The organism is Cognatundibacterium crateris, assembly GCF_010078235.1.
Classification (GTDB): Bacteria; Pseudomonadota; Gammaproteobacteria; order Burkholderiales; family Burkholderiaceae_D; genus Undibacterium; species Undibacterium crateris.
Window position 1 is genome coordinate 235,919 of the sequence record NZ_JAABOS010000003.1, and the last position, 20,645, is coordinate 256,563.

At 54.3% G+C, this 20,645-nt stretch carries 15 protein-coding genes; 12 read left to right on the plus strand and 3 right to left on the minus strand.

What is annotated here, in order from left to right; genetic code table 11:
• The first annotated feature begins 117 nt into the window (after positions 1-117).
• The 4 genes from EYB48_RS07105 (at position 118) to EYB48_RS07120 (ending at position 4,605) form a co-directional block, all read left to right on the plus strand.
• On the plus strand, positions 118-1,614 hold the full coding sequence (locus EYB48_RS07105) for a DNA-3-methyladenine glycosylase 2 (RefSeq protein WP_162019617.1): 1,497 nt from the start codon (positions 118-120) through the stop codon (positions 1,612-1,614).
• A 317-nt stretch (positions 1,615-1,931) separates the two neighbouring features.
• Positions 1,932-2,447 (plus strand): methylated-DNA--[protein]-cysteine S-methyltransferase, encoded by a 516-nt coding sequence (locus EYB48_RS07110; RefSeq protein ID WP_162019618.1) that lies wholly within the window; start codon positions 1,932-1,934, stop codon positions 2,445-2,447.
• Positions 2,448-2,643: 196 nt separating this feature from the next.
• Positions 2,644-3,204, plus strand: a complete 561-nt coding sequence (locus tag EYB48_RS07115; RefSeq protein WP_162019619.1) for a phasin family protein — start codon at positions 2,644-2,646, stop codon at positions 3,202-3,204.
• A gap of 222 nt (positions 3,205-3,426) precedes the next feature.
• The gene (locus EYB48_RS07120) at positions 3,427-4,605 is read left to right on the plus strand and encodes an acetyl-CoA C-acetyltransferase (RefSeq protein WP_162019620.1); all 1,179 of its coding nucleotides are present in this window, start codon (positions 3,427-3,429) and stop codon (positions 4,603-4,605) included.
• A 99-nt stretch (positions 4,606-4,704) separates the two neighbouring features.
• On the opposite strand, the gene EYB48_RS07125 is transcribed toward EYB48_RS07120, so the two are convergent.
• Positions 4,705-6,237, minus strand: a complete 1,533-nt coding sequence (locus EYB48_RS07125) for a peptide MFS transporter (RefSeq protein ID WP_202927710.1) — start codon at positions 6,235-6,237, stop codon at positions 4,705-4,707.
• A gap of 348 nt (positions 6,238-6,585) precedes the next feature.
• Positions 6,586-8,595 carry a methyl-accepting chemotaxis protein gene (locus tag EYB48_RS07130; protein ID WP_162019621.1) on the minus strand — a complete coding sequence of 670 codons (2,010 nt, stop codon included), beginning with the start codon at positions 8,593-8,595 and terminating at the stop codon, positions 6,586-6,588.
• 351 nt (positions 8,596-8,946) lie between these two features.
• On the opposite strand from EYB48_RS07130, the gene EYB48_RS07135 reads away from it, so the two are divergent.
• From EYB48_RS07135 to EYB48_RS07165, 7 genes are all read left to right on the plus strand, one after another.
• On the plus strand, positions 8,947-10,269 hold the full coding sequence (locus EYB48_RS07135) for a M16 family metallopeptidase (RefSeq protein ID WP_235934952.1): 1,323 nt from the start codon (positions 8,947-8,949) through the stop codon (positions 10,267-10,269).
• 3 nt (positions 10,270-10,272) lie between these two features.
• On the plus strand, positions 10,273-11,700 hold the full coding sequence (locus tag EYB48_RS07140) for a M16 family metallopeptidase (protein ID WP_162019622.1): 1,428 nt from the start codon (positions 10,273-10,275) through the stop codon (positions 11,698-11,700).
• 163 nt (positions 11,701-11,863) lie between these two features.
• Positions 11,864-14,332 (plus strand): alpha/beta hydrolase family protein, encoded by a 2,469-nt coding sequence (locus EYB48_RS07145; RefSeq protein WP_162019623.1) that lies wholly within the window; start codon positions 11,864-11,866, stop codon positions 14,330-14,332.
• 179 nt (positions 14,333-14,511) lie between these two features.
• Positions 14,512-14,964, plus strand: a complete 453-nt coding sequence (locus EYB48_RS07150; RefSeq protein WP_162019624.1) for an ANTAR domain-containing response regulator — start codon at positions 14,512-14,514, stop codon at positions 14,962-14,964.
• Between the two features lie 114 nt (positions 14,965-15,078).
• Positions 15,079-16,410 (plus strand): sensor histidine kinase, encoded by a 1,332-nt coding sequence (locus tag EYB48_RS07155; protein WP_162019625.1) that lies wholly within the window; start codon positions 15,079-15,081, stop codon positions 16,408-16,410.
• A gap of 78 nt (positions 16,411-16,488) precedes the next feature.
• Entirely contained in the window at positions 16,489-17,244 is a 756-nt protein-coding gene (locus EYB48_RS07160; protein WP_162019626.1) for a LytR/AlgR family response regulator transcription factor, read from the plus strand.
• Positions 17,245-17,478: 234 nt separating this feature from the next.
• On the plus strand, positions 17,479-18,342 hold the full coding sequence (locus tag EYB48_RS07165; RefSeq protein WP_162019627.1) for a DMT family transporter: 864 nt from the start codon (positions 17,479-17,481) through the stop codon (positions 18,340-18,342).
• On the opposite strand, the gene EYB48_RS07170 is transcribed toward EYB48_RS07165, so the two are convergent.
• Positions 18,325-18,819, minus strand: coding sequence for an arsinothricin resistance N-acetyltransferase ArsN1 family B (locus EYB48_RS07170; RefSeq protein ID WP_162019628.1), 495 nt, complete (start codon positions 18,817-18,819; stop codon positions 18,325-18,327). The genes EYB48_RS07165 and EYB48_RS07170 overlap by 18 nt on opposite strands.
• Positions 18,820-18,956: 137 nt before the next feature.
• Here EYB48_RS07170 and EYB48_RS07175 point away from each other — a divergent pair, with 137 nt between their 5' ends.
• Positions 18,957-20,597: a M28 family peptidase gene (locus EYB48_RS07175; protein WP_162019629.1), complete on the plus strand. Its 1,641-nt coding sequence runs from the start codon at positions 18,957-18,959 to the stop codon at positions 20,595-20,597.
• Positions 20,598-20,645: the final 48 nt, after the last annotated feature.

Below are 20,645 nucleotides of genomic sequence, written 5' to 3' on the forward strand. Positions count from 1 at the left end.
CAGATATCTGCATAACATCCTTGAACAGGACTGACACTGATCAGCGAGTCAGCGCCGCCAGTATGGTTAGCATTTGCTGCTGCCATTCTGCGTCTTTAATCCACAGACAAGAAAACGATGAGCACTGTACAACATGAATCCACTGGCCTGAGCAGCATTGATACCCGGCAGTGCTACCAGGCGGTATTGGCAAAGGACAGCCGCTTTGATGGCGTGTTTTTTACCGGTGTCACCAGTACCGGGATTTACTGTCGTCCCATCTGCAGTGTGAAACCACCCAAGGCCAGCTCCTGCCAGTTTTATCATAGCGCCGCCGCAGCCGAGGCAGCTGGTTTCCGGCCTTGCCTGCGCTGTCGGCCTGAACTGGCACCGTATGCGATACAGCAGAATCTGGCGTATGCGATCTGGCAAAAAATCGCCGATGGTGCGCTCAATGAGCAGACGCTGGACGCATTTGCGGCAGAGGTGGGTTTGTCCTCGCGTCAGATACGCCGTTTGTTATTACAGCAGTTTGGTGTGACTCCGGTCGAGCTGGCCCAGACCCAGCGTCTGCTGTTCGCCAAAAAACTGCTGCAGGAGACCCTGCTGCCTATGGCAGAAATCGCCTATGCGGCTGGCTTTGGCAGTGTCAGACGTTTCAATGCCTTATTCTCGGAACGCTATCAGCTCGCACCCGGCGCGATCCGGCGCAGCCATTTACCGCCACAGGCTGCCATTACGCTCAGGCTGGCTTACCGTCCACCCTATGCCTGGCCGGCCATGATGAGTTATCTGGCTGGCCGCGCCATGCCCGGGCTGGAAGCGGTGCAGACTGTAGGTGATCAGCAAGTCTATGTGCGCAGCGTCAGGCTGGATGGCCATAGCGGCTGGCTGAAAGTCAGCTGCCAGCCACACAAAGCGCAACTGCAGCTGGAAATTGCACCGGCGCTGAGCCCGGTATTACTGACGCTGATCAGCCGTGTACGCGAGCAATTTGATCTCGATGCGAGTCCACTCAGCATACAGGGCCATCTAGAGTCTGACCTTGCGCTGCAGCCGGCATTGCAGGCCTTTCCCGGCTTAAGGGTGCCGGGTTGTTTTGATACGTTTGAACTGGCCCTAAGGGCCGTATTGGGGCAACAAGTCAGCGTGGCCGGTGCCACCACCATTTCCGGTCGGTTGGTACGCGCTTTGGGAGAACCGGCAGACACGCCATTCAGCGCAGTGACGCATCATTTCCCTACACCGCAGCGCGTGCTGCAAGCCAGTGTCTCTGAGCTGGCCAGCCTCGGCATGCCAGCGAAACGCGCCGCGACTTTGCAGGAAATCGCTGGCTTTGCGCTGGCGCATGGGCTGCATAGAAAACCAGCAGACAGCCTGGCTGGATTCGTCACTGCGATTACGGCTTTACCCGGCATCGGTGCCTGGACCGCGCACTATATCGCGATGCGCGCCATGCGTTTTCCGGATGCGTTTCCGGCTGGGGATCTGGGCTTGCAAAAAGCCGCCGCCCGTCTGGCTGGTCAGCCGGATGGGCGTTATACCGAAGCGCAATTGCAGCAGCAAGCCGCAGCCTGGTCACCCTGGCGTGCTTATGGTGCGCTGTTACTGTGGCATTCCTTGTCGCTGACTTAGGGCCTGTTAACATTTAAATTACGTGTGCGAAAGGGATAAAACTTTGCAGGGCTAGGCGCAGCCCGCGCAGCCCGCGCAGCAGTGTGATCACTGTCAGCGGGATGCAACAACGCCATGCGGCTGTTTTAACCCTTTCCCTCCGGGTTCAGGCCAAAACGCGCGCTGGACTGCGTTGCGTGCCTTGTCAGGGGCACCAGCCCTAACTGCGACACACGCCTTGCCAGCCCACGTTTTGGCTTGAACGCATCTCGCAATTTAAATGTTAACAGGCCCTAGCATTTACCCCTTTTTTTCAATACAAAACGGAGTCACAGCGCATGCACTATTTATACACAGACAGCCCAACCGGCACGCTGTTACTGGCGGCCAGCGCACAAGGCCTGAGTGGCGTGTATTTTCCTGAGCACCGGCATTTCAAAGGCATTGCCGGATGGCAGCCTATGCCTGAGCATCCGCTATTGCTGGCAGCGGCAGAGCAGCTCGCTGCGTATTTTGCAGGCCAGCGTCAGCATTTCGATCTGCCGCTGGATCTGAGCGCAGGTACCGTATTTCAGCAGGCAGTCTGGCGTCAGTTAGCCCGGATTCCGTTTGGTCAGACCCTGAGTTATGGCCAGCTGGCGCAGCATTTGGGCAATCCTGCTGCAGTACGCGCGGTCGGCGCGGCGAATGGCAAAAATCCCTTGTCCATCATCCTGCCCTGCCATCGCGTGATCGCTGCCAATGGCGCGCTTACCGGGTATGCCGGTGGCTTAAAAAATAAGCAGTATTTGCTGAATTTTGAGGCAAATATGCGACAGCTTAAACCCGGTATTTTTAGTGGTTTTCAAGCCTGAAATGGCTGGAAACCCGCATGAACATTAGGTGTTGCTACTATGGAAAATAATATCATTTAACTCATTTTGGTGCGATGCACAAAAAATGCTTGACCTGTGAAATAGCAGGTGTAGAATTCAGGTTGTTGCGGTGCACCATTCAATTTGATTTCATGGACGGCGCTGCCAATTTTGATATCCTTTCCTGGAGAAAACCATGACAACTACACCTGAACAATTTATCGCTGCAACTAAAGCCAACCTCGAAGCGCAATTCGCTTCTTTGACTGCATTGAACAAAAAAGCATTCGAAGGTCTGGAGCAATTAGTCGCATTGAACGTCAATGCAGCTAAAGCCAGCCTGGAAGAAGGCACAGCGACAGCAAAACAACTGATCTCTGCTAAAGACCCACAAGAATTTTTCACACTGAGCAGCGCGCAAGTACAGCCATCCGCAGAAAAAGCACTGGCTTACGGTCGTCATCTGGCCAGCATCACTACAGCAACTCAGCAAGAGTTCACTAAGGCAGTTGAAGCGCACATCGCTGAAACTAACACCAAAGTGATCACACTGATCGATGAAGTGACTAAGAATGCACCAGCTGGCTCCGAGCAAGCTGTGACAGCCCTGAAATCTGTGGTCGGTAACATCAATGCAGGCTACGAGCAGTTGACTAAAACAACGAAGCAAGCTGTACAGACTTTGGAAGAAAATCTGAACAAAGCAACGCAGCAATTCACACAAGCTGCAGAAAAAGCAACTGCTAAGAAGAAGTAATTATTCTTTGCTGGTTTGTTTCAAAAAGCTCCCGTCTCCCCCGGGAGCTTTTTTTACGCCTGTCGCAAAGTCAGCTTGCAGTGACAAATTCGCGCTGATGGGTGTAAGCTAGCAAATAGTTCTTTTTGCAATGCAAAAAATTTGGGAACTCAGCCCGCAATCTGAGCCTGACCAGGTGTGACCCTTATATCGTTTCTTTCTTCCCATTGATAGGAGATCTTTATGCAAGACGTCGTTATTGTGGCTGCTGGCCGTACCGCTGTAGGTAAGTTTGGCGGTACGCTGGCAAAAATTCCTGCTGCCGAACTTGGTGCTATCGTGATCAAAGGCTTGCTGGCGAAAACTGGTCTGAACGGCGCGCTGGTGAATGAAGTCTTGCTGGGCCAGGTACTGACTGCAGGTGTAGGTCAGAATGCAGCACGTCAGGCCGTGATCAAAGCGGGCTTGCCGGATGCTGTGCCTGCCATGACGATCAATAAAGTCTGCGGCAGCGGTCTGAAAGCCACTCACCTGGCGGCGCAGGCAATCAAAGCCGGTGATGCCGACATCATCATCGCTGGCGGCCAGGAAAACATGAGCGCTTCGCCGCATGTGCTGGCTGGTTCGCGCGATGGTTTCCGTATGGGTGATGCCAAACTGGTCGACACCATGATCGTCGATGGTCTGTGGGATGTCTACAACCAGTATCACATGGGTGTGACTGCAGAAAACGTGGCGAAGAAATATGAAATCAGCCGTGAAGAACAGGATCAGTTCGCGCTGGCTTCACAAAACAAGGCTGAAGCCGCACAGAAGGCGGGCAAATTCGTCGACGAAATCATCCCGGTTGAAATCGTGAGCAAAAAAGGCACGGTGGTGTTCGATACCGATGAATTCATCAAACACGGCACCACACTGGAATCTTTATCGGCACTGCGTCCGGCTTTCGATAAAAACGGCAGTGTCACAGCCGGTAATGCTTCTGGCTTAAATGACGGTGCGGCAGCAGTGATCATGATGTCGGCCAGCAAAGCCGCAGAACTGGGCTTGCCGGTACTGGCACGTATCAAAGCCTATTCATCCGCCGGTATTGATCCGACCATCATGGGCATGGGCCCGGTACCAGCCGCCAAACTGTGTCTGCAAAAAGCCGGCTGGACGCATGAAGAAGTCGACCTGATGGAAATCAATGAAGCCTTTGCGGCGCAGGCGATCGGCGTGAACAAGGAAATGGGCTGGGACACCAGCAAGATCAATGTCAACGGCGGCGCAATCGCGATCGGCCATCCTATCGGTGCTTCCGGTTGCCGTATCCTGGTCAGCCTGATCCACGAAATGATACGCCGTGACGCCAAGAAGGGTCTGGCCAGCCTGTGTATCGGTGGTGGTATGGGTGTGGCACTGGCGATCGAGCGTGACTGATACGCTGTCATCTGTCTGTACATAAAAAAACCGCTGTATGTTACAGCGGTTTTTTTTATCACAAGGGCTGATGGCCAGCCTGGCCGGTCAGCCTGTGTATTAATGAATGCCGTGCATTTTCTTCGCCATCCATTTATTCAGCAGCATCAGCACGATACCTGCAGCAATCGGGATGATAGTGAAGATCAGGAAGAAGGTCGACATCGAATAGGTATTCGAAATTTCATCGATGTAGCTACCGGTAGAACCGGCAATCTTATTCGCAATCGCGGTATTGAGGAACCAGATACCGAACATCAGACCCAGCAGGCGCTGTGGTGCCAGCTTACTGATGTAGGACAGGCCGACCGGCGAAATACACAATTCACCCATAGTATGGAAGAAGTAGGCAGCGATCAGGAAAATCATGCTGACCGACGCAGTCTTCGCACCAACCGGAATGCTGGATGCACCATAGGACAAAGCAGCAAAGCCCAGACCCAGCAAAATCAGGCCAGTACCGAATTTGATCGGACCGCTAGGATTCCAGTGTTTTTCCCACATCTTAGTGAACATCGGTGCCAGTATCACCAGGAAGAAAGAGTTCAACACACCGAACCAGGTGGCAGGGATATTTGATTTATCCATAGAGAATTCACGGCCCAGCATCCAGATCACCAGTGCCCAGATCGCGCTGATACAGATTACCAGCAGGATGTTAGACCACAGATAGCGTTTTGCCGTGCCAGCGAATAATTTGATCAGCAACCAGCTCAGGATCGCGGTTGGGATCACCGTCATCAGACTATTGACGATCTTGAAGATCATACCGCTGGTACCAACCAGTTCGCGGTCGGTATAGTCAGCCGCAAAAATGGTCATGGAACCACCAGCCTGCTCAAACGCAAACCAGAAGAAAATCGTGAAGAAAGAAAACACGCAGATCGCTTTGATGCGGTCAACCACCACATGGGTAGGCGGTTCTTCCTGAGCGACGATTTCTTTTTCAGCTTTCTGTGATTTAGACAGACCGATATCGCCAAAGATGCCCTGACCCAGATAGAACTGTATCGCACCCAATATCATGAAGGCGCCAGCCAGACCAAAGCCATACGACCAGGAGATTTTTTCACCGATATAACCGCACAGGGAAATACCAAAGAAAGCACCGGCATTCACACCCATGTAGAACAGGGTATAACCACCGTCACGGCCGCTTTCATTGTCCTTGTTATAGAGCTGACCAACAATCGCGGAAATATTCGGTTTAAACAAACCGGTACCAGCCACCACCAGTGATAAACCCAGGTAGAACATGGTAGGCGTATCAAATAACAGCGAAGCATGACCCGCCGCGATGATAAAACCACCCAGTACTACGGCACGACGGCTGCCGAGGAATTTATCGGCGATATAGCCACCCAGTATCGGTGTCAGGTAGACCAGACCGGTGTACCAGCCATACAGCGCGGTCGCATCTGCGCGGGTCCAGCCCCAGCCGCCTTTTGCGGTTTCCGTGACCAGAAACAGCACCAGCAGCGCACGCATGCCGTAGTAAGAGAAACGTTCCCACATTTCTGTGAAAAACAGGACAAATAAGCTGTCAGGGTGCCCTAAGATGGTGTGCGCCCCAGGGTTTTGAATTGTGTTCAAACTGCTCTCCGGTTTTGGTTTTTTGTTAGACAAGTTCATCAGCAAAATTTTTTTCATTACTGATATCAGAATGATGTGAATTGAGTCAATTCGGCGCGTAGCTTACCACGATGAAAAACTCATAAAGAAAGACATATGCTGCAACGCAGCAAAAACAGTGCCAGCCCGGTCTGAAACAAGCCTTCAAGCAAACTTGCATACTTGCAATGTAAGTGTTTACTATCGATATACTTATTTTGTAGATTGGTGATTAAAAAAACAGCCTGAAATCTCTGGTGAGATTTCAGGCTGTATTCAGGCTGTTGCAAGTGTGCTGCAAAGTTTGTGGCGTGAATGCGAAAGCGGTCTTTAACGCAGGATTTTTTGCGCCGGATGCACAGTTTTTGTGTGGCCTGCATCGGTTTTGAACACCGTCAGCGCTTGCCACAACTTATGCGCCTCGTCCTTGAGCGAATCTGCGGCCGCGGCGGACTCTTCCACCAGTGCCGCATTTTGCTGGGTGGACTGATCCATCAGATTAATTTCGCCGTTAATGCGCGCAATGCCAGCACTTTGTTCAGATGAGGCGGTGGAAATTTCACGCATGATGGACGTCAGTCCTTCCACCGCAGTCAACATGGTGCGCATGGTGGCACCGGCCTGGTCGACTGCCTCCGTGCCGTGATTAACCTTGGTCATGGAGTTTTCAATCAGGGTTTTGATTTCGCGTGAAGCCTGAGCGCTGCGCTGCGCCAGGTTTCTGACCTCGGTGGCGACCACGGCAAAGCCACGGCCTTGTTCACCCGCGCGGGCTGCTTCTACCGCTGCATTCAGGGCCAGAATATTGGTCTGGAATGCAATGGCCTCAATGGCGGTGATGATGTCCGCCATTTTTCTGGATTCAGCGGCGATGTCATTCATGCTGACGACCACTTTGTCGACCTCGGCACTGCCGCGTTGCGCGGTACCCGCTGCTTCCACACTGAGCTGACGTGCGCGTTCCGCGTGGGCGGCATTGTTTTGCACGGTTTCATGCATGTGCTCAACGCTGCTGGCCGTTTCCGCCAGCGATGCCGCCTGGCTTTCTGTGCGTTGTGACAAATCCAGATTGCCTTTGGCGATTTCACCCGAGGCATCCGAGACAAATTCGCTGCTGACCCTGATCTCGGTCACGATGCCACGCAACTGCTCCTGCATCTGATGCAGCGCATACAGCATGCTGTGCTGGTCGCCGCGTTGTAAGCTGACTTGAGTAGTCAGATCGCCTTCGGCCACCCGGCGTGCGATTTCAACTGCAGTGTCAGGCTCGCCACCGAGCGGGCGGATGATGAGCTTATTCACCACATACAGCAACATCGCCGACACCACGGCTACGCTGATCAGACCAATCAGGATGGACAGATTGCGCAGCCTTCTGACTTCGGCCAGGATTTTATCTTCCGGTACGCTGATCGCAAATGACCACGGCGTGCTGCTGGCACCGATACGAACCGGCACGAATATCCTTGTCATGCTGGTATTCAGCGTGCTGTCATACAGCGTGTCTTCCCAGGATTTACCTGCCTGCACGGCAGCGATCAGCCCGGACGGGGCAACTTTGCTGTCCATCGTCTTACCAAGCAGCGCAGGATTGGCATCGCCTATGTACACCGCCTTATTCGACAGCAGGCTGGCTTGCCCGGTTTCATAAGGACGGATTTTACTGATGCTGTCCTGGAAGCCCGCCACCGGCAAATCCACGGTCACAGCACCGGCCAGTTTGCCATTGCTCATTACAGGGACCGTCACGGTCGTCATGAACACATCTTTACCGGCGATCTTATACATATAGGGTTCGAGCAGAACTTCGGTGCCGGATTTTTTGGCCAGCAGATAATAGTCACCCGCGCCTTCTTTCTCGTAATCGGTCAGGGCTTCCACCTGTATGCTGCCGCTGCCACGGTTCCAGTAAGGCAGATAACGCCCAGTCTGGTCATGGCCGGGCTTACCGGCAAATTCAGCATCCTTGCCATCAAATGCATTCGGCTCCCAGATCGTGCCGACACCGGTAAATTCAGGATTGGCCGCCAATACACTCTTGAGCAACTGATCAGCTGCTTCCCGGCTGGGATTGCCTGTCGCTTTCATGCCGCTGAGTCCGGCTGCCAGGTTTCGTGCTGCGTACAGCGCCACATTAATTTTTTCTGCAACCAGATTGGCATTCGAAATCGCGAGCTGGCGCGCATACGCAGCGGAGGCCTGCGATTGCATCTGGCTGGCCTGATAGCTAAGCAGGCTGATGGTGACGGTAAAGCCGATAATGACCATGGCCAGCACGGCCAGCAGCATTTTTGCGCGTAAGCCGAGTGAACTGGCTGAAAATAAGTTTTGTTTCTTCATACTCTGGAAGTCCTTGTTGCCCGATATGGGTGCGTGTAGTGGCACCTGCGTATTTTTTATATTTGAATGTTGGCAGCTTGCCAGAGATATGCAGGTAATGGGGAGCTTAAAGGCAATTTTTGCTGATTGGTAACAATTTATTTAAGGAAATTTAAAACTCAGTGTGGTGTGGCAGGCACAAATTCTTATCCAAACGGAACCCATTTCCCTGTGCGTGCTCTAACAGTCCCTGGGCCACACACTCAGACCGTGCAAAAACAGTGCAAAAGCAAACCTAAAGAATTGTACTACTCCGCGCTTACCGGTCCGGACAATGCACAGGCTGAGTTTTTTTTAAAATTTTGGAGACATATGATGAAGTGGAAAAACCTCGCCCTGGCAGCCAGTCTGCTGTGCGGCCTGGTCAGCCATAGTCAGGCGCTGACAGCAGATCAGGTGAAAAGCTTTACTTTACCAAATGGCATGAAATTCCTGGTATTGGAAAGCCATACGATACCGAATGCGAATATGTACACCTACTGGAAAGTCGGTTCTCGCAATGAGGTGCCAGGCATTACCGGTTTATCCCACTTCTTTGAACACATGATGTTCAATGGCTCGAAAAAATTCGGCCCTAAGCAATTCGACCGCACCATGGAAGCTGCGGGCGGCGCTAACAATGCGTATACCAATAACGATCTGACTGTGTACCAGGACTGGTTCCCGGCGACCGCGTTGCCAGTGATTTTTGATCTGGAAAGCGACCGCATCGCGAATTTGTCCATCGATCCGAAAATGGTCGAAAGCGAGCGCGGCGTGGTGCTGTCGGAACGCAGCACCGGTCTGGAAAACTCGAATCTGCGTTCGCTGTGGGGCGCGGTATATGCGACAGCTTTCCATGCGCATCCCTATGCGATACCGACCATAGGCCATGAATCTGATATCAAGGCCTGGACCCAGGCCGATCTGGAAAACTACTTCAAAACCTATTATTCACCGAATAATGCGGTTGCCGTGATCGTCGGCGCAGTTAAGGCGGATGAAGTCAAACGTCTGGCCGAACAGTATTTTGCCAAAGCACCGCAACGCGCCTTGCCACCGGTGGTACGCACCGTGGAGCCTGAGCAAAAAGGCGAGCGCCGCGTGTTTGTGCGTAAAGAATCCGCGACCACGCCGAATCTGATGGTGTCGTACAAGGTACCGGCTACCAATAATCCTGATTACTACGCCTTGCAAGTGCTGAACAGCATACTGACCGAGGGCAAAACCTCGCGCCTGTATCAGGCGCTGGTCGATAAGCGGCTCGCGACTCAGGTAGGTGCCGATTACGGTAAGGCTTTTGATCCTGGACTGTTTAACTTCTTTGCCGTCGCAGCCAATCAGGTGCCGGCCGCGAAAGTCGAGGAAGCCCTGCTGGCCGAAATCGACAAACTGATACGCGAAGGCGTGAGCGAAGAAGAAGTACAGAAGGTCAAAAACCAGAAGCTGCTGAATTTCTACCGTGCGCAGGAAACCATCAATGGCAAAGCGGCCCAGATCGGTGACTATGAAGTGTATTTCGGTGACTATAAAAAACTGTTCGACGCGCCTGAGGCCTATCGTCGCCTGCGTGCCGCTGATATACAAAGAGTCGCCGCCACCTATTTTAAAAAATCTCAACGCACCGTTGGTGTGCTGGCCGCCAGCGAGGAGTAAGCCATGAATCAAGCCATAAACCAAGCATTCCGTCTGATACAACAAAGCGCCTTAGTCGCGGCCACTGTCACCACCCTGGCAGCATCTGCGCAGGCCGCAGAATTCCAGTTACCGGCATTTGAAACCGCCCGTTTATCGAATGGCTTAACCATCTATATGATGGAAAGGCATGAAGTGCCGCTGGTCGCGGTGCGCGCCGTAGTGCGGGCCGGTGCTACTGTGGACGGTCCAGCCGCTGGTCTGGCTAACCTGACTGGTGATGCCTTGCTGCTGGGTTCGCGTGCTTACAGCAAACAGCAGATCGATCAGAGTTTCGATTTCCGTGGTGCGCGTTTATCCAGCGGTACGTCCGCTGATGGCACGGTGCTGTATGCAGATTTTTCTAAAGACGATATCCAGACCTTGCTGCCCATCATGGCAGACGCCTTGCAAAACCCACTGTTTGACGCCGCTGAATTTGGCAAACTGCGCGCCCGTACCGTGGATGGTCTGAAGCAGGCCAAGGAAAGTCCGCGCAACGTGGTGCAGCCCTATTTCTACAGCATGTTGTTTGGCCAGGGTGCCTATGCCAATCCGGTCTCAGGTACCGTCAGCAGCGTGAGTGCGCTGGAAACCAAAGATGTACAGAGTTTTCATCAGCGTTACTTCCGCCCGGATAATGCCGCACTGGTCGTGGTCGGTGACTTTAAACCCAGCGTCATGCGCGCCCAGCTGGAAAAACTGTTTGGTAACTGGAAATCAGCCGGACCCATGCCAGCCCGTGTGGACACTGGCAAAGTCAGCGCCGATAAGTCACGCGTCTGGCTGGTGAATAAAGCCGATGCAGCCGAAACCACCTTCATGTTTGGCGGTGCCGGTATCGCCAGAAATGATGCGGATTACGTGCCGCTGCAAGTCATCAACACCATCCTGGGCGGGCGTTTCACGTCCTGGCTGAATGATGAATTGCGCGTCAATTCCGGCCTGACCTATGGTGCGAACAGCAGCTTCCAGACCTTGGCGCAGGCCGGCGTATTCGGTGTTTCCAGCTTCACGGCGACGGCCAAAACTGAGGCAGCGCTGGCGCTGGCGCACAAAACTTACCAGCGTTTGTGGGATAAGGGCATCGATGCGGCTACGCTGGAATCAGCCAAAGCCTATGTCAAAGGCCAGTTCCCGCCGCGCTATGAAACCAATCAGCAACTGGCGGGCTTTTTGAGCGATATGTATGTGTCGCAAATTAATCGTAGTCAGATTGATCACTTTATGCGCGATGTCGATGGTCTGACACCGGAAAAAGCGAAACAATTGGTGGACAAACATTTTCCGCGCGATAAACTACAAATGCTGTTAATCGGCAAAGCCGAGGTAATTCGTCCTGTCGCCGCGCAATATGGTGAGGTGACAGAACTGGACATCAAAGCGGATGGATTTAAGCCAGCCGTCAAGTAAAAACTAAGCACTCAGCCCGGTTCAGCCGGGCCCAGGCCTGACAAAACCGCTCTGTTATTGACTTGCAGGGCGGTTTTGTTTCATCTGTCAGACCGGATGTGAACCGTCTTTTTGTGAACTTATGCATTTGAAAAACATAAATCCAGCGCCACTGCGACCCGTGATGAGCGCACTGGCTTTGCTGCTCTGCCTGACACAAGCTGTGCCAACGGTGCAGGCCGCCAATGCCAACGGCGCTGCGCGCACCAGCCAGAACGAGAATGGCTACCACTTACCGGCAGCGGAATTACAGGCGATTGTGGATGCGCCACGGGGGCCGCTGTTCAAGCTGGGACCGCAGCGCAAAACTGCCTTGATGGTGCATTTGCCGGGTCTGCCTGGCATCGCTGATGTGGCGCAGCCTGAACTCAAGCTGGCTGGCCTGCGCATCAATCCGCGTACCCGTGCGGCCAGCCATTTTGATTTTGGCACCAGTTTAAGTCTGCTCGATGTCGCTACCGGTAAAAACCGCGAAGTCAGTGGCCTGCCAGCCAAAGTACGTATCGCAGAAACTCTGTGGTCACCGGATGAACAATGGGTGGCTTTCAGCCGCTGGGTCGATGATGGCGTGGAATTGTGGCTGCTGGATGTGCGCAAGGCGCAGGCACGGCGCCTGATGGCGGATAAGCTCAATGCCGTCACCAGTGCCGGTTTTTCCTGGACCGGCTCAGATGAATTGTTTGTGCGACTGGTGCCGCAATATCAAAAACCGCTACCCCCGCTATCTATCGTGCCTGCAGGCCCAAATATGGTGGAAAGCCGCGCCGGTAAAGGGGCACAGAACCGCACCTATCCCGACATGTTGAAAACGCCAGCGGATTCCGACATGCTGGACTGGCAGTTACAGACCCAGCTCGGCTTTGTCAGCATCAAAGGCGAAGTAAGGCGCATCGGTCCGGTGATGACGCTGACCAAAGCCAATGTCTCGCCCGATGGCAGCCTGATCCTGACCACCCAATTGCGCCGTCCCTATTCCACCATGCTGCCTATGGACAGATTCGGCCAGCTGATCGAATTGTGGGATGACGAGGGACGTAAAGTGCGTAACGTGGCCGAGCGGCCCATGCGTGAGCGCATCCCTTCCGGTAATGATGCAGTGCAGGCCGGACCACGCGATTTTTCCTGGCGCACCGACAAACCGGCCAGCCTGACCTGGCTGGAAGCGCAAGGCGGTGGCGATCCTGAGTCCCATACCAAGGTACATGATGTCTTCATGCAGCAGGCCGCACCATTCGATCACCCGCCGCAAAAGCTGATGGAACTGGGCTGGCGTTTTTCCAGCGTACAGTGGGGCAATGACAATCTGGCGCTGGTCACAGAAAACTGGAGCAAGACGCGCGATACCCGTACCTGGCGCATCCGTCCCGGTGTCCCTGACAGCAAACCTGAGCTGGTGTTCAGCCGCAAGACCGAAGATCAGTATGCCAATCCCGGTAATCCTGTGATGACAACCAATGAGATGGGGCGTCAGGTATTGCGCATCACGGCCGATGGCCGGTCGATATTCCTGACCGGCACCGGCGCCAGTGCGGAAGGCGACCGTCCTTTCCTGGACCGGCTGGATCTGGTCAGCCGCCAGACCACGCGTTTATTCCGTTCGCATCCGCCGTTTTACGAAGAAGTGGTCGGGATACTCAATGACAAAGGCAGTCAGATCATCCTGAGCCGCGAGTCAAATGAAGAACGTCCCAACTATTATGCCGATGATCTGGGTGATCATGCACCGCGCCGCGCGCTGACCAGCTTTGCCCATCCTTATCCACAACTCAAGGGCGTGAAAAAGCAGCAAATTCGTTATGAGCGCGAAGACGGTGTGGAACTGACGGCTAATCTGTATCTGCCTGCCGGTTACGAGCCTAAACGCGACGGCCCGCGTCCTACCCTGATCTGGGCCTATCCGCGTGAATTCAAAACGGCAGAAGCAGCGAGTCAGGTCACCGGTTCGCCGCATCGTTTCAACCGGATTTCCTATAACGGACCGCATGTGATGCTGGCCCGCGGCTATGTGGTGGTTGATGGTCCCGGCATGCCGATTATCGGTGAGGGAAAAAAAGAGCCGAATGACAGTTATCTGGAACAGCTGAAGATGAATGCCGAAGCGGTCATCGACGAGGTAGTTAAGCTGGGGGTGACTGACCGCAACCGCATCGCGATTGGCGGCCACAGTTACGGTGCTTTTATGACTGCCAATCTGCTCGCGCATACCCGCTTGTTCCGCGCCGGGATTGCGCGTTCCGGTGCATACAACCGCACGCTGACACCGTTTGGTTTCCAGTCGGAAGACAGGAATTTCTGGACTGCGAAGAAAACCTATCTGGAGATGTCGCCGTTTAATTTTGCGAATCAGGTCAGGGACCCTATCCTGTTCATTCATGGCGAGCAGGATAATAACAGCGGCACCTTCCCTATGCAGAGTGAACGTATGTTCCAGGCCTTACAGGGCTTAGGTATCGCTTCGCGGCTGGTGATGCTGCCGAATGAAAGTCACAGCTACCGCGCGCGTGAGTCGATATTGCATATGCTGTGGGAGCAGGATCGCTGGCTGGATATGTATGTGAAAAATGCCAAAGGCGAAGCCGGCGGCAAAGACTGAGATACAAAGCGCCGTGCGCGGCTCAGCAAGTAAAAGGGGAGGCACAGGCCTCCCCTTGTTTTTTTGCACCCATGTAAAGTTTTGCATTAAGATGCCTACTGGCTTGCATTACTTTTGCACCACTTAGGTGTGCTGCAGCCGTCTAGTCCTGACACCGATTTCACCAATAAGGCCACGCTATGCTCAAAGCCGTCATTTTAGATGCCAATGCGGTTGCCCGTAATTTACTGACTTCCGTACTCAATAATGGCGGGCATGAAGTGGTGGGCGACGCCAATCTGGCACCTGCCAGTCTGGCACGCGTGATCCGTCTGAAACCGCAAATTGTTTGTATTGATATCGGTGAGACCAATGAAGAAGGGCTGGCGATCATCGATCAGTTACGCCGCGATTTGCCGAAGGCGCTGTTATTTCTGGTCTCGGCCAAAATTGATGCGACTATTCTGCAGGCCGCACAACAGCGTGGTGTCCATGGCTTCATCGTCAAACCATTTAACTCGGTGGCGGTACTGACTTCGATCCGCAATACCATTTTGCGTATCGCCAAACAGCAAAGAGCGGCAGCGCAGCCACCCGCCGATACGCAGGACAGCGCAGCATTGGATAATTCCTCTGCACCGGATGCGGTTTAATCCCTGCAAACCGGAATTTCATCCCCTTAGCCTGTGTTTCGTCGCAGGCTCACGCAGTGGCAGACTCAGCGCATACACTGAACCCTGTTCTGTTAAGCGGTAGCCGGAGTTCCCATGTCAAATGCATCCCAAGTCAAACGTCCTGTAGAGGCAGATTCTCCTTTACCCGCAGAAGTCGCGGTCAGAACCGATACCTGGCTTAACCGGGCGCGTAACTATCCGGTGTTTTCGCGTACCTGGTTTTATTACCGCAGCCTGGCCTGGTCGGTACCGGTCGGGATTATCGCTCTGTTCAGTTGTGTCATTGCGTATTTGTCCGGTGCTACTGTGGCGGATATCGTCGCCAAAGCGATCCCGGCCACGCTGACTTTTACGATGCTGCATTTGCTGGGGCCAGGACTGGCTGTGCTGATACGGCAGCGCCATTTTACTTCGCGCAAAGAGTCGGTCCTGATCGTGCTGGCGCTGCTGACCGGTGCCTTGATCAGCTGGGGTGTTTTGTATGGCAGTAAATACAGCGTCAAACTGGCCGTGTATGGCGACCCCCATCATGTGACAAAAAAAGCCAGCGAAGATAAAGCCAGAAAAAAAACGGCAACGGCTGCGGTGCACAGCGAGCCCAAGGCCAGCACGGCCTCCCAGCCTGACAGCGCAGAAGACAGTGTGGGTCCCGAAATCGATACAATCAGTGAGCAGGTTATAGAAGGTCTGGCCAATGGCTTTGTGGTGATCGGCTTGTTGTATTTGGCCGGTGGCTTTGATCTGTGGCTCTACTTCCGTCAGAAGAAGCGTTTGAAAGAAGTCGAACAGCAGCGTGAGTTGCAGCGCGCGCAGGAAGCCAGGCGTGAAGCCGAATTGCGACTGTCGGTGCTGGTCGCGCAGGTCGAGCCGCATTTTTTGTTCAATACCCTGGCCGGTGTGCGTTCCGCCATCAACACCGAACCGGCGCGCGCAGTCAGTATCGTCGATCATCTGGTCGACTATCTGCGCGCCACGATCCCGCAAATGCGTGATGACGGCGCCTCGGTACAGGGTCGCTTGAAAAAACAGTTCGATGCAGCCCGCGCTTATCTGAGCCTGATGCAGGCCCGCATCCCGCGCCTGAGCTTCAGTGTATATTCCGAAGTGGAGGACGCTGCGCTGCCGCCGCTATTGCTGATTTCTTTGGTCGAAAACGCGATCAAACACGGCGTCGAGCCTAAGATCGGCCCGGCCCATATCGCCATCACCGCCGGTCGTATCGAACAGCATGAGCAATCCTTTTTGCAGATACGGGTGGCAGATGATGGGGTTGGTTTCGGAGGCAGCAGTTCCGGCTCCGGCATTGGTCTGACCAATATCCATCAGCGTCTGCATTCCATGTATGGCGCTGCTGCCAGCCTGGAACTGAAAGCACGTGCAGAGGGCGGCGTACTGGCAGTGATCACGCTGCCTTATGAGCCATAAGCACGACCCGATGGATGTATGTTTTTCTGAATTTTCCTGAATTGATTCTGTATAAAAATACTTAAGACTAGAGACATCATGATCACAGCTATCATCGCCGACGACGAAGACTTACCCCGTAAAGACCTCAGACGCATGCTGCAGGAGCACTGGCCCGAGCTCAATATTGTCGCCGAGTGTGAACATGGTGCCGATGCACTGGAAGCGATTCATACCCATCATCCGGATATCGCGTTTCTCGACATTCGCATGCCTGGCATGACCGGGCTGGATGTCGCCCATGCGACCAAAGGCAAATGCCACGCGGTGTTCACTACTGCCTATGATCAGTATGCGCTCGATGCGTTTGCAGCCGGTGCGATTGATTATCTGCTCAAACCTATCGCCGCACAGCGTCTGAACGAGGCCATCGCCCGGCTTAAGGAACGCATGAAAGCGGCCCAGCCAGCAGCGGATCTGACCCAGCTGATGTCAGAACTGGATAAGCGTATCCGCGGTAACCCGCCTGAACGCATACGCTGGATCAGTGCCAGTGTGGGCGATACCATAAAGATGTTCGCGGTCGATAAAATTCTGTTTTTTACCTCCGATGAAAAATACACCCGGGTTGTGAGTCAGCAGGATGAGGCGCATGTACGCAAGCCGCTTAAAGAACTGATGGAAGGCTTAGATCCTGACGTGTTCTGGCAAATCCATCGCGGCACAGTGGTCCGCGCTGATGCAATTGCCCGTGCCCACCGGGATGAAATGGGGCGCTATTCCGTGGAATTGCATGGCAGTGCGGAGAAGCTGAAGGTGAGTCAGGCATATGCCTGGCGTTTCAAACCCATGTAGCACGGACTGACGAAAAACCGCCCCTGCTGCGTTGTTGGCGTCTTGCCGTACTAAAGTACTGTCTGTGTCGCCACGCCTTGCCGGGACGGCTTTGCGTCAGTCCGGGGAAAACTGCTCTGGCTGCGTTGTGGTGCGTGGTCAATATCCTGTCCGGATTTAGCCAGCATAAACTGGCCAGATTTGTTAAGCTGCTACGCTTTGTCAGGCGCCCTGCCTGAATTCTGAGGAGTTTGCATGCGTAGCAGTGACCTGATTCGTCTTTTAATTCTTGCCGCCATCTGGGGTGCCTCTTTTCTGTTTATGCGTGTGATTGCCCCGGTACTGGGTGCGCTTTGGACCGCCGAATTGCGGGTCGCGATCGCAGGGCTGGCGCTGAGTGGCTGGATGCTGCTGACAGGGAAACCGCAGAACTGGCGTCAGAACTGGAAATCGTTTCTGGTGCTCGGTGCGATCAATTCTGCACTGCCGTTTGCCATGTATGCCTATGCAGCCCAGCATATGCCTGCTGGCTACTCCGCCATTATGAATGCCACCACACCCTTATGGGGCGCAGTGATGGGTGCACTATTCCTGAGCGAAGCCTTCACCGTGCGCAAGCTGGCCGGTTTGCTGGTTGGTGTGCTGGGTGTGGCCTTGCTGGTCAAGCTGGGACCGGTAGTCTGGAGTACAGAGCTGATGCTGGCGCTGCTGGCCTGTTCAGGCGCGACGGTGTGTTATGCACTGGCTGGCGTGTACACCAAAAAATTATCGGTGAATGTGAATCCCTTGCTGATGGCGACCGCTTCCCAGCTGGGTGCGGCTTTCGTGCTGCTGCCTTTTCTGCCACTGGTACCGGTGCAGGGTGAGATCACCACGACTGTGATGGCGCTGGCGGTGGCCTTGGCACTGCTGTGCAGTGCGGTTGCCTATCTGCTCTACTTCCGTCTGATACAGGATATCGGCCCGACTAAGGCACTCACCGTCACCTTCCTGATTCCCTTGTTTGCACTGTTATGGGGTGCGATTTTCCTGGGCGAACACCTGACCTGGAGCATGGCCGCCGGTTGCGCTGGCGTGGTGCTGGCGACCTGGCTGGTGGTATCAGGACCGCGTAAGTAGTTTTTCCCAGTAGCCTACATCATGCCATTGCCCGAATTTCTGACCGACTTCAGAAAAACGGGCAACCTGGTGCATGCCCATTTTTTCATGCAATGCGATGCTGGCCGGATTGGGTAAAGCGATCCCTGCGATCACACTGTGTATGCCCAACTGCTGCAACTGGGCGAATAAGGCCTGATATAAGGCCGAGCCCAGACCCTGACCTGCTGACTCGCGTGCCGCATAGACGGATACTTCGACTGAATGACGGTAAGCCGGTCTGGTGCGCCAGGGCGTGGCATAGGCATAGGCGCTGAGTTTGCCTTGCTGCTCCCACACCAGCCAGGGCAGTCCCGCATCCAGCACGGCCTGTATGCGTTGTGCCATTTGTTCATGACCGACTGCAGTTTCTTCAAAGCTGATGCAGCTTTCCAGTACATACGGGTTATAGATTGCACAGATTGCGGCCGCATCAGCAGCCAGGGCGGGACGTAGCATTGCATACTCCATTCAGGGGTGACCTGCTCAGGCCTTGCAAGGATCAGGCCAGCTAAGCAGTACTGGGCAGAACGGAACCAATTGTCAGTCTGTCCATCCAAGTGGCTCAACCATCAAACAGTCGCTGACTTTCATCCATGTCCAAACTCATCACCACCCTGCAGGCTGCCAGATACGGCAGCCTGTTTTGTCTGTCAATGCTCAGTCTTGCTACGCAGGCGCAGCAGCTGCCGCAAGTACAGGAAGCGCCTTTGCGCGCCCATCTGGCCTTGTTATCTTCTGACCTGTTTGAAGGCCGGGGCACGGGCCAGCGCGGCGGTGATCTGACCGTTGCGTATCTGGAAGCGCAGGCACAGGCGCTGGGCTTGTTACCTGCGAATGGACCATCTTACCGCCAGCCGGTGCGCATCAGCGGCGTCAAAGCGTTGCCCGCAAAAAGCACAGTCCATCTGGAACTGGCTGGAAAAAGCCTGCCTATGCAATTTGCCGATGACTGGGTCTGGTGGACGGGTAATGCCCAGACTCAGCAAAGCTTTGATCATGAATTGCTGTTTGTCGGCTACGGTATCAGCGCACCCGAAGAGCAATGGGATGATTACAAAGGTGTCGACTGCCGTGGCAAAATTCTGGTGATGCTGGTCAATGAGCCGCGCCCTACGGAGGCTGAGCCTAAGCGTTTTGGTGGAGCTGCCCTGACCTATTACGGCCGCTGGAATTACAAGTTTGAGGAGGCCAGACGGCATGGCGCGGCAGGTGTGCTTCTGATCCATACCGATGCCAGTGCCAGTTATGGCTGGTCGGTGGTCAAAAATGGCGGCAGTGCCGAACATTTTCAGTTGCAGGGCGCTGACAGTGGCGTCGGACTGCAAGCCTGGATCACCGATGCGCTGGCGCAGCAGGTATTTGCCGGTGCCGGACTGAAGCTCGATAAATTGCGTGAGGCTGCTGAGAAAAATGATTTCCGGCCTGTGCGTTTGCCATCTGCCAGACTCAAAGGCGAAGCGCGTTCCGCCTTGCGTCAGCTGGAACAATACAATGTCGCCGGTATCGTGCCCGGCACCGATCCGCGCCTGAAGCAGGAAGTGGTGATTTACAGTGCGCACTGGGATCACCTCGGTAAGCAAGAGGGGAATGGAGAGGTGATCTATAACGGCGCAATTGACAATGGCTCAGGCACCGCGGGTTTGCTGGCAATGGCCAAAGCAGCGGTGGCTCAGCCGGCCCGGCGCAGTCAGATGTTCTTATGGGTCGCTGCGGAAGAACAGGGCTTGCTCGGCAGCTCTGCCTATGCGGCACAGCCATTATGGCCTTTGCGTAAAACCGCAGCTGCCTTGAATATCGATGTGATGAATTTTGTCGGTGTCACACGTGACATGGGTCTGGCTGGCAGTGAACGCAGTGAATTGCAACAGCATGCACTCAAGGTCGCGCGCGATATGCAGTTACAGGCCAGCCCGGAAACGCCGGATACCGCCGGTGGCTATTTCCGCAGCGATCATTTCAGCTTCGCGAAAGCCGGTGTGCCTGCGTTTTCAGTCAGCCGTGGCCGTGACTTCATTCATCATCCGCAAGAGTCTTCTGAGAAGGCTCGCGCCTATGGCAAACGCTATCATCAGAGCACGGATAAATATGATCCTGACTGGGATTTGTCGGGCATGGTGCAGCAGGCGCAATTCACCCTGCAACTGGGTTATGAAATCGCGAACAGCGCCAAAATGCCAGCCTGGAAAGCCGGTGATCCATTCGCCCAGCCACGTCAAATTGAGCCTGCTCCCTGAAGCGGAATAAGCAAAAAAAAAGCTGCGGACTTCTGGTCCGCAGCTTAT

Coding starts and splice junctions, on each gene's coding strand:
- EYB48_RS07105 (WP_162019617.1), top strand. CDS start 118: ATGAGCACTGTACAACATGAATCCACTGGCCTGAGCAGCATTGATACC.
- EYB48_RS07110 (WP_162019618.1), top strand. CDS start 1,932: ATGCACTATTTATACACAGACAGCCCAACCGGCACGCTGTTACTGGCG.
- EYB48_RS07115 (WP_162019619.1), top strand. CDS start 2,644: ATGACAACTACACCTGAACAATTTATCGCTGCAACTAAAGCCAACCTC.
- EYB48_RS07120 (WP_162019620.1), top strand. CDS start 3,427: ATGCAAGACGTCGTTATTGTGGCTGCTGGCCGTACCGCTGTAGGTAAG.
- EYB48_RS07130 (WP_162019621.1), bottom strand. CDS start 8,595: ATGAAGAAACAAAACTTATTTTCAGCCAGTTCACTCGGCTTACGCGCA.
- EYB48_RS07135 (WP_235934952.1), top strand. CDS start 8,947: ATGATGAAGTGGAAAAACCTCGCCCTGGCAGCCAGTCTGCTGTGCGGC.
- EYB48_RS07140 (WP_162019622.1), top strand. CDS start 10,273: ATGAATCAAGCCATAAACCAAGCATTCCGTCTGATACAACAAAGCGCC.
- EYB48_RS07145 (WP_162019623.1), top strand. CDS start 11,864: ATGAGCGCACTGGCTTTGCTGCTCTGCCTGACACAAGCTGTGCCAACG.
- EYB48_RS07150 (WP_162019624.1), top strand. CDS start 14,512: ATGCTCAAAGCCGTCATTTTAGATGCCAATGCGGTTGCCCGTAATTTA.
- EYB48_RS07155 (WP_162019625.1), top strand. CDS start 15,079: ATGTCAAATGCATCCCAAGTCAAACGTCCTGTAGAGGCAGATTCTCCT.
- EYB48_RS07160 (WP_162019626.1), top strand. CDS start 16,489: ATGATCACAGCTATCATCGCCGACGACGAAGACTTACCCCGTAAAGAC.
- EYB48_RS07165 (WP_162019627.1), top strand. CDS start 17,479: ATGCGTAGCAGTGACCTGATTCGTCTTTTAATTCTTGCCGCCATCTGG.
- EYB48_RS07170 (WP_162019628.1), bottom strand. CDS start 18,819: ATGCTACGTCCCGCCCTGGCTGCTGATGCGGCCGCAATCTGTGCAATC.
- EYB48_RS07175 (WP_162019629.1), top strand. CDS start 18,957: ATGTCCAAACTCATCACCACCCTGCAGGCTGCCAGATACGGCAGCCTG.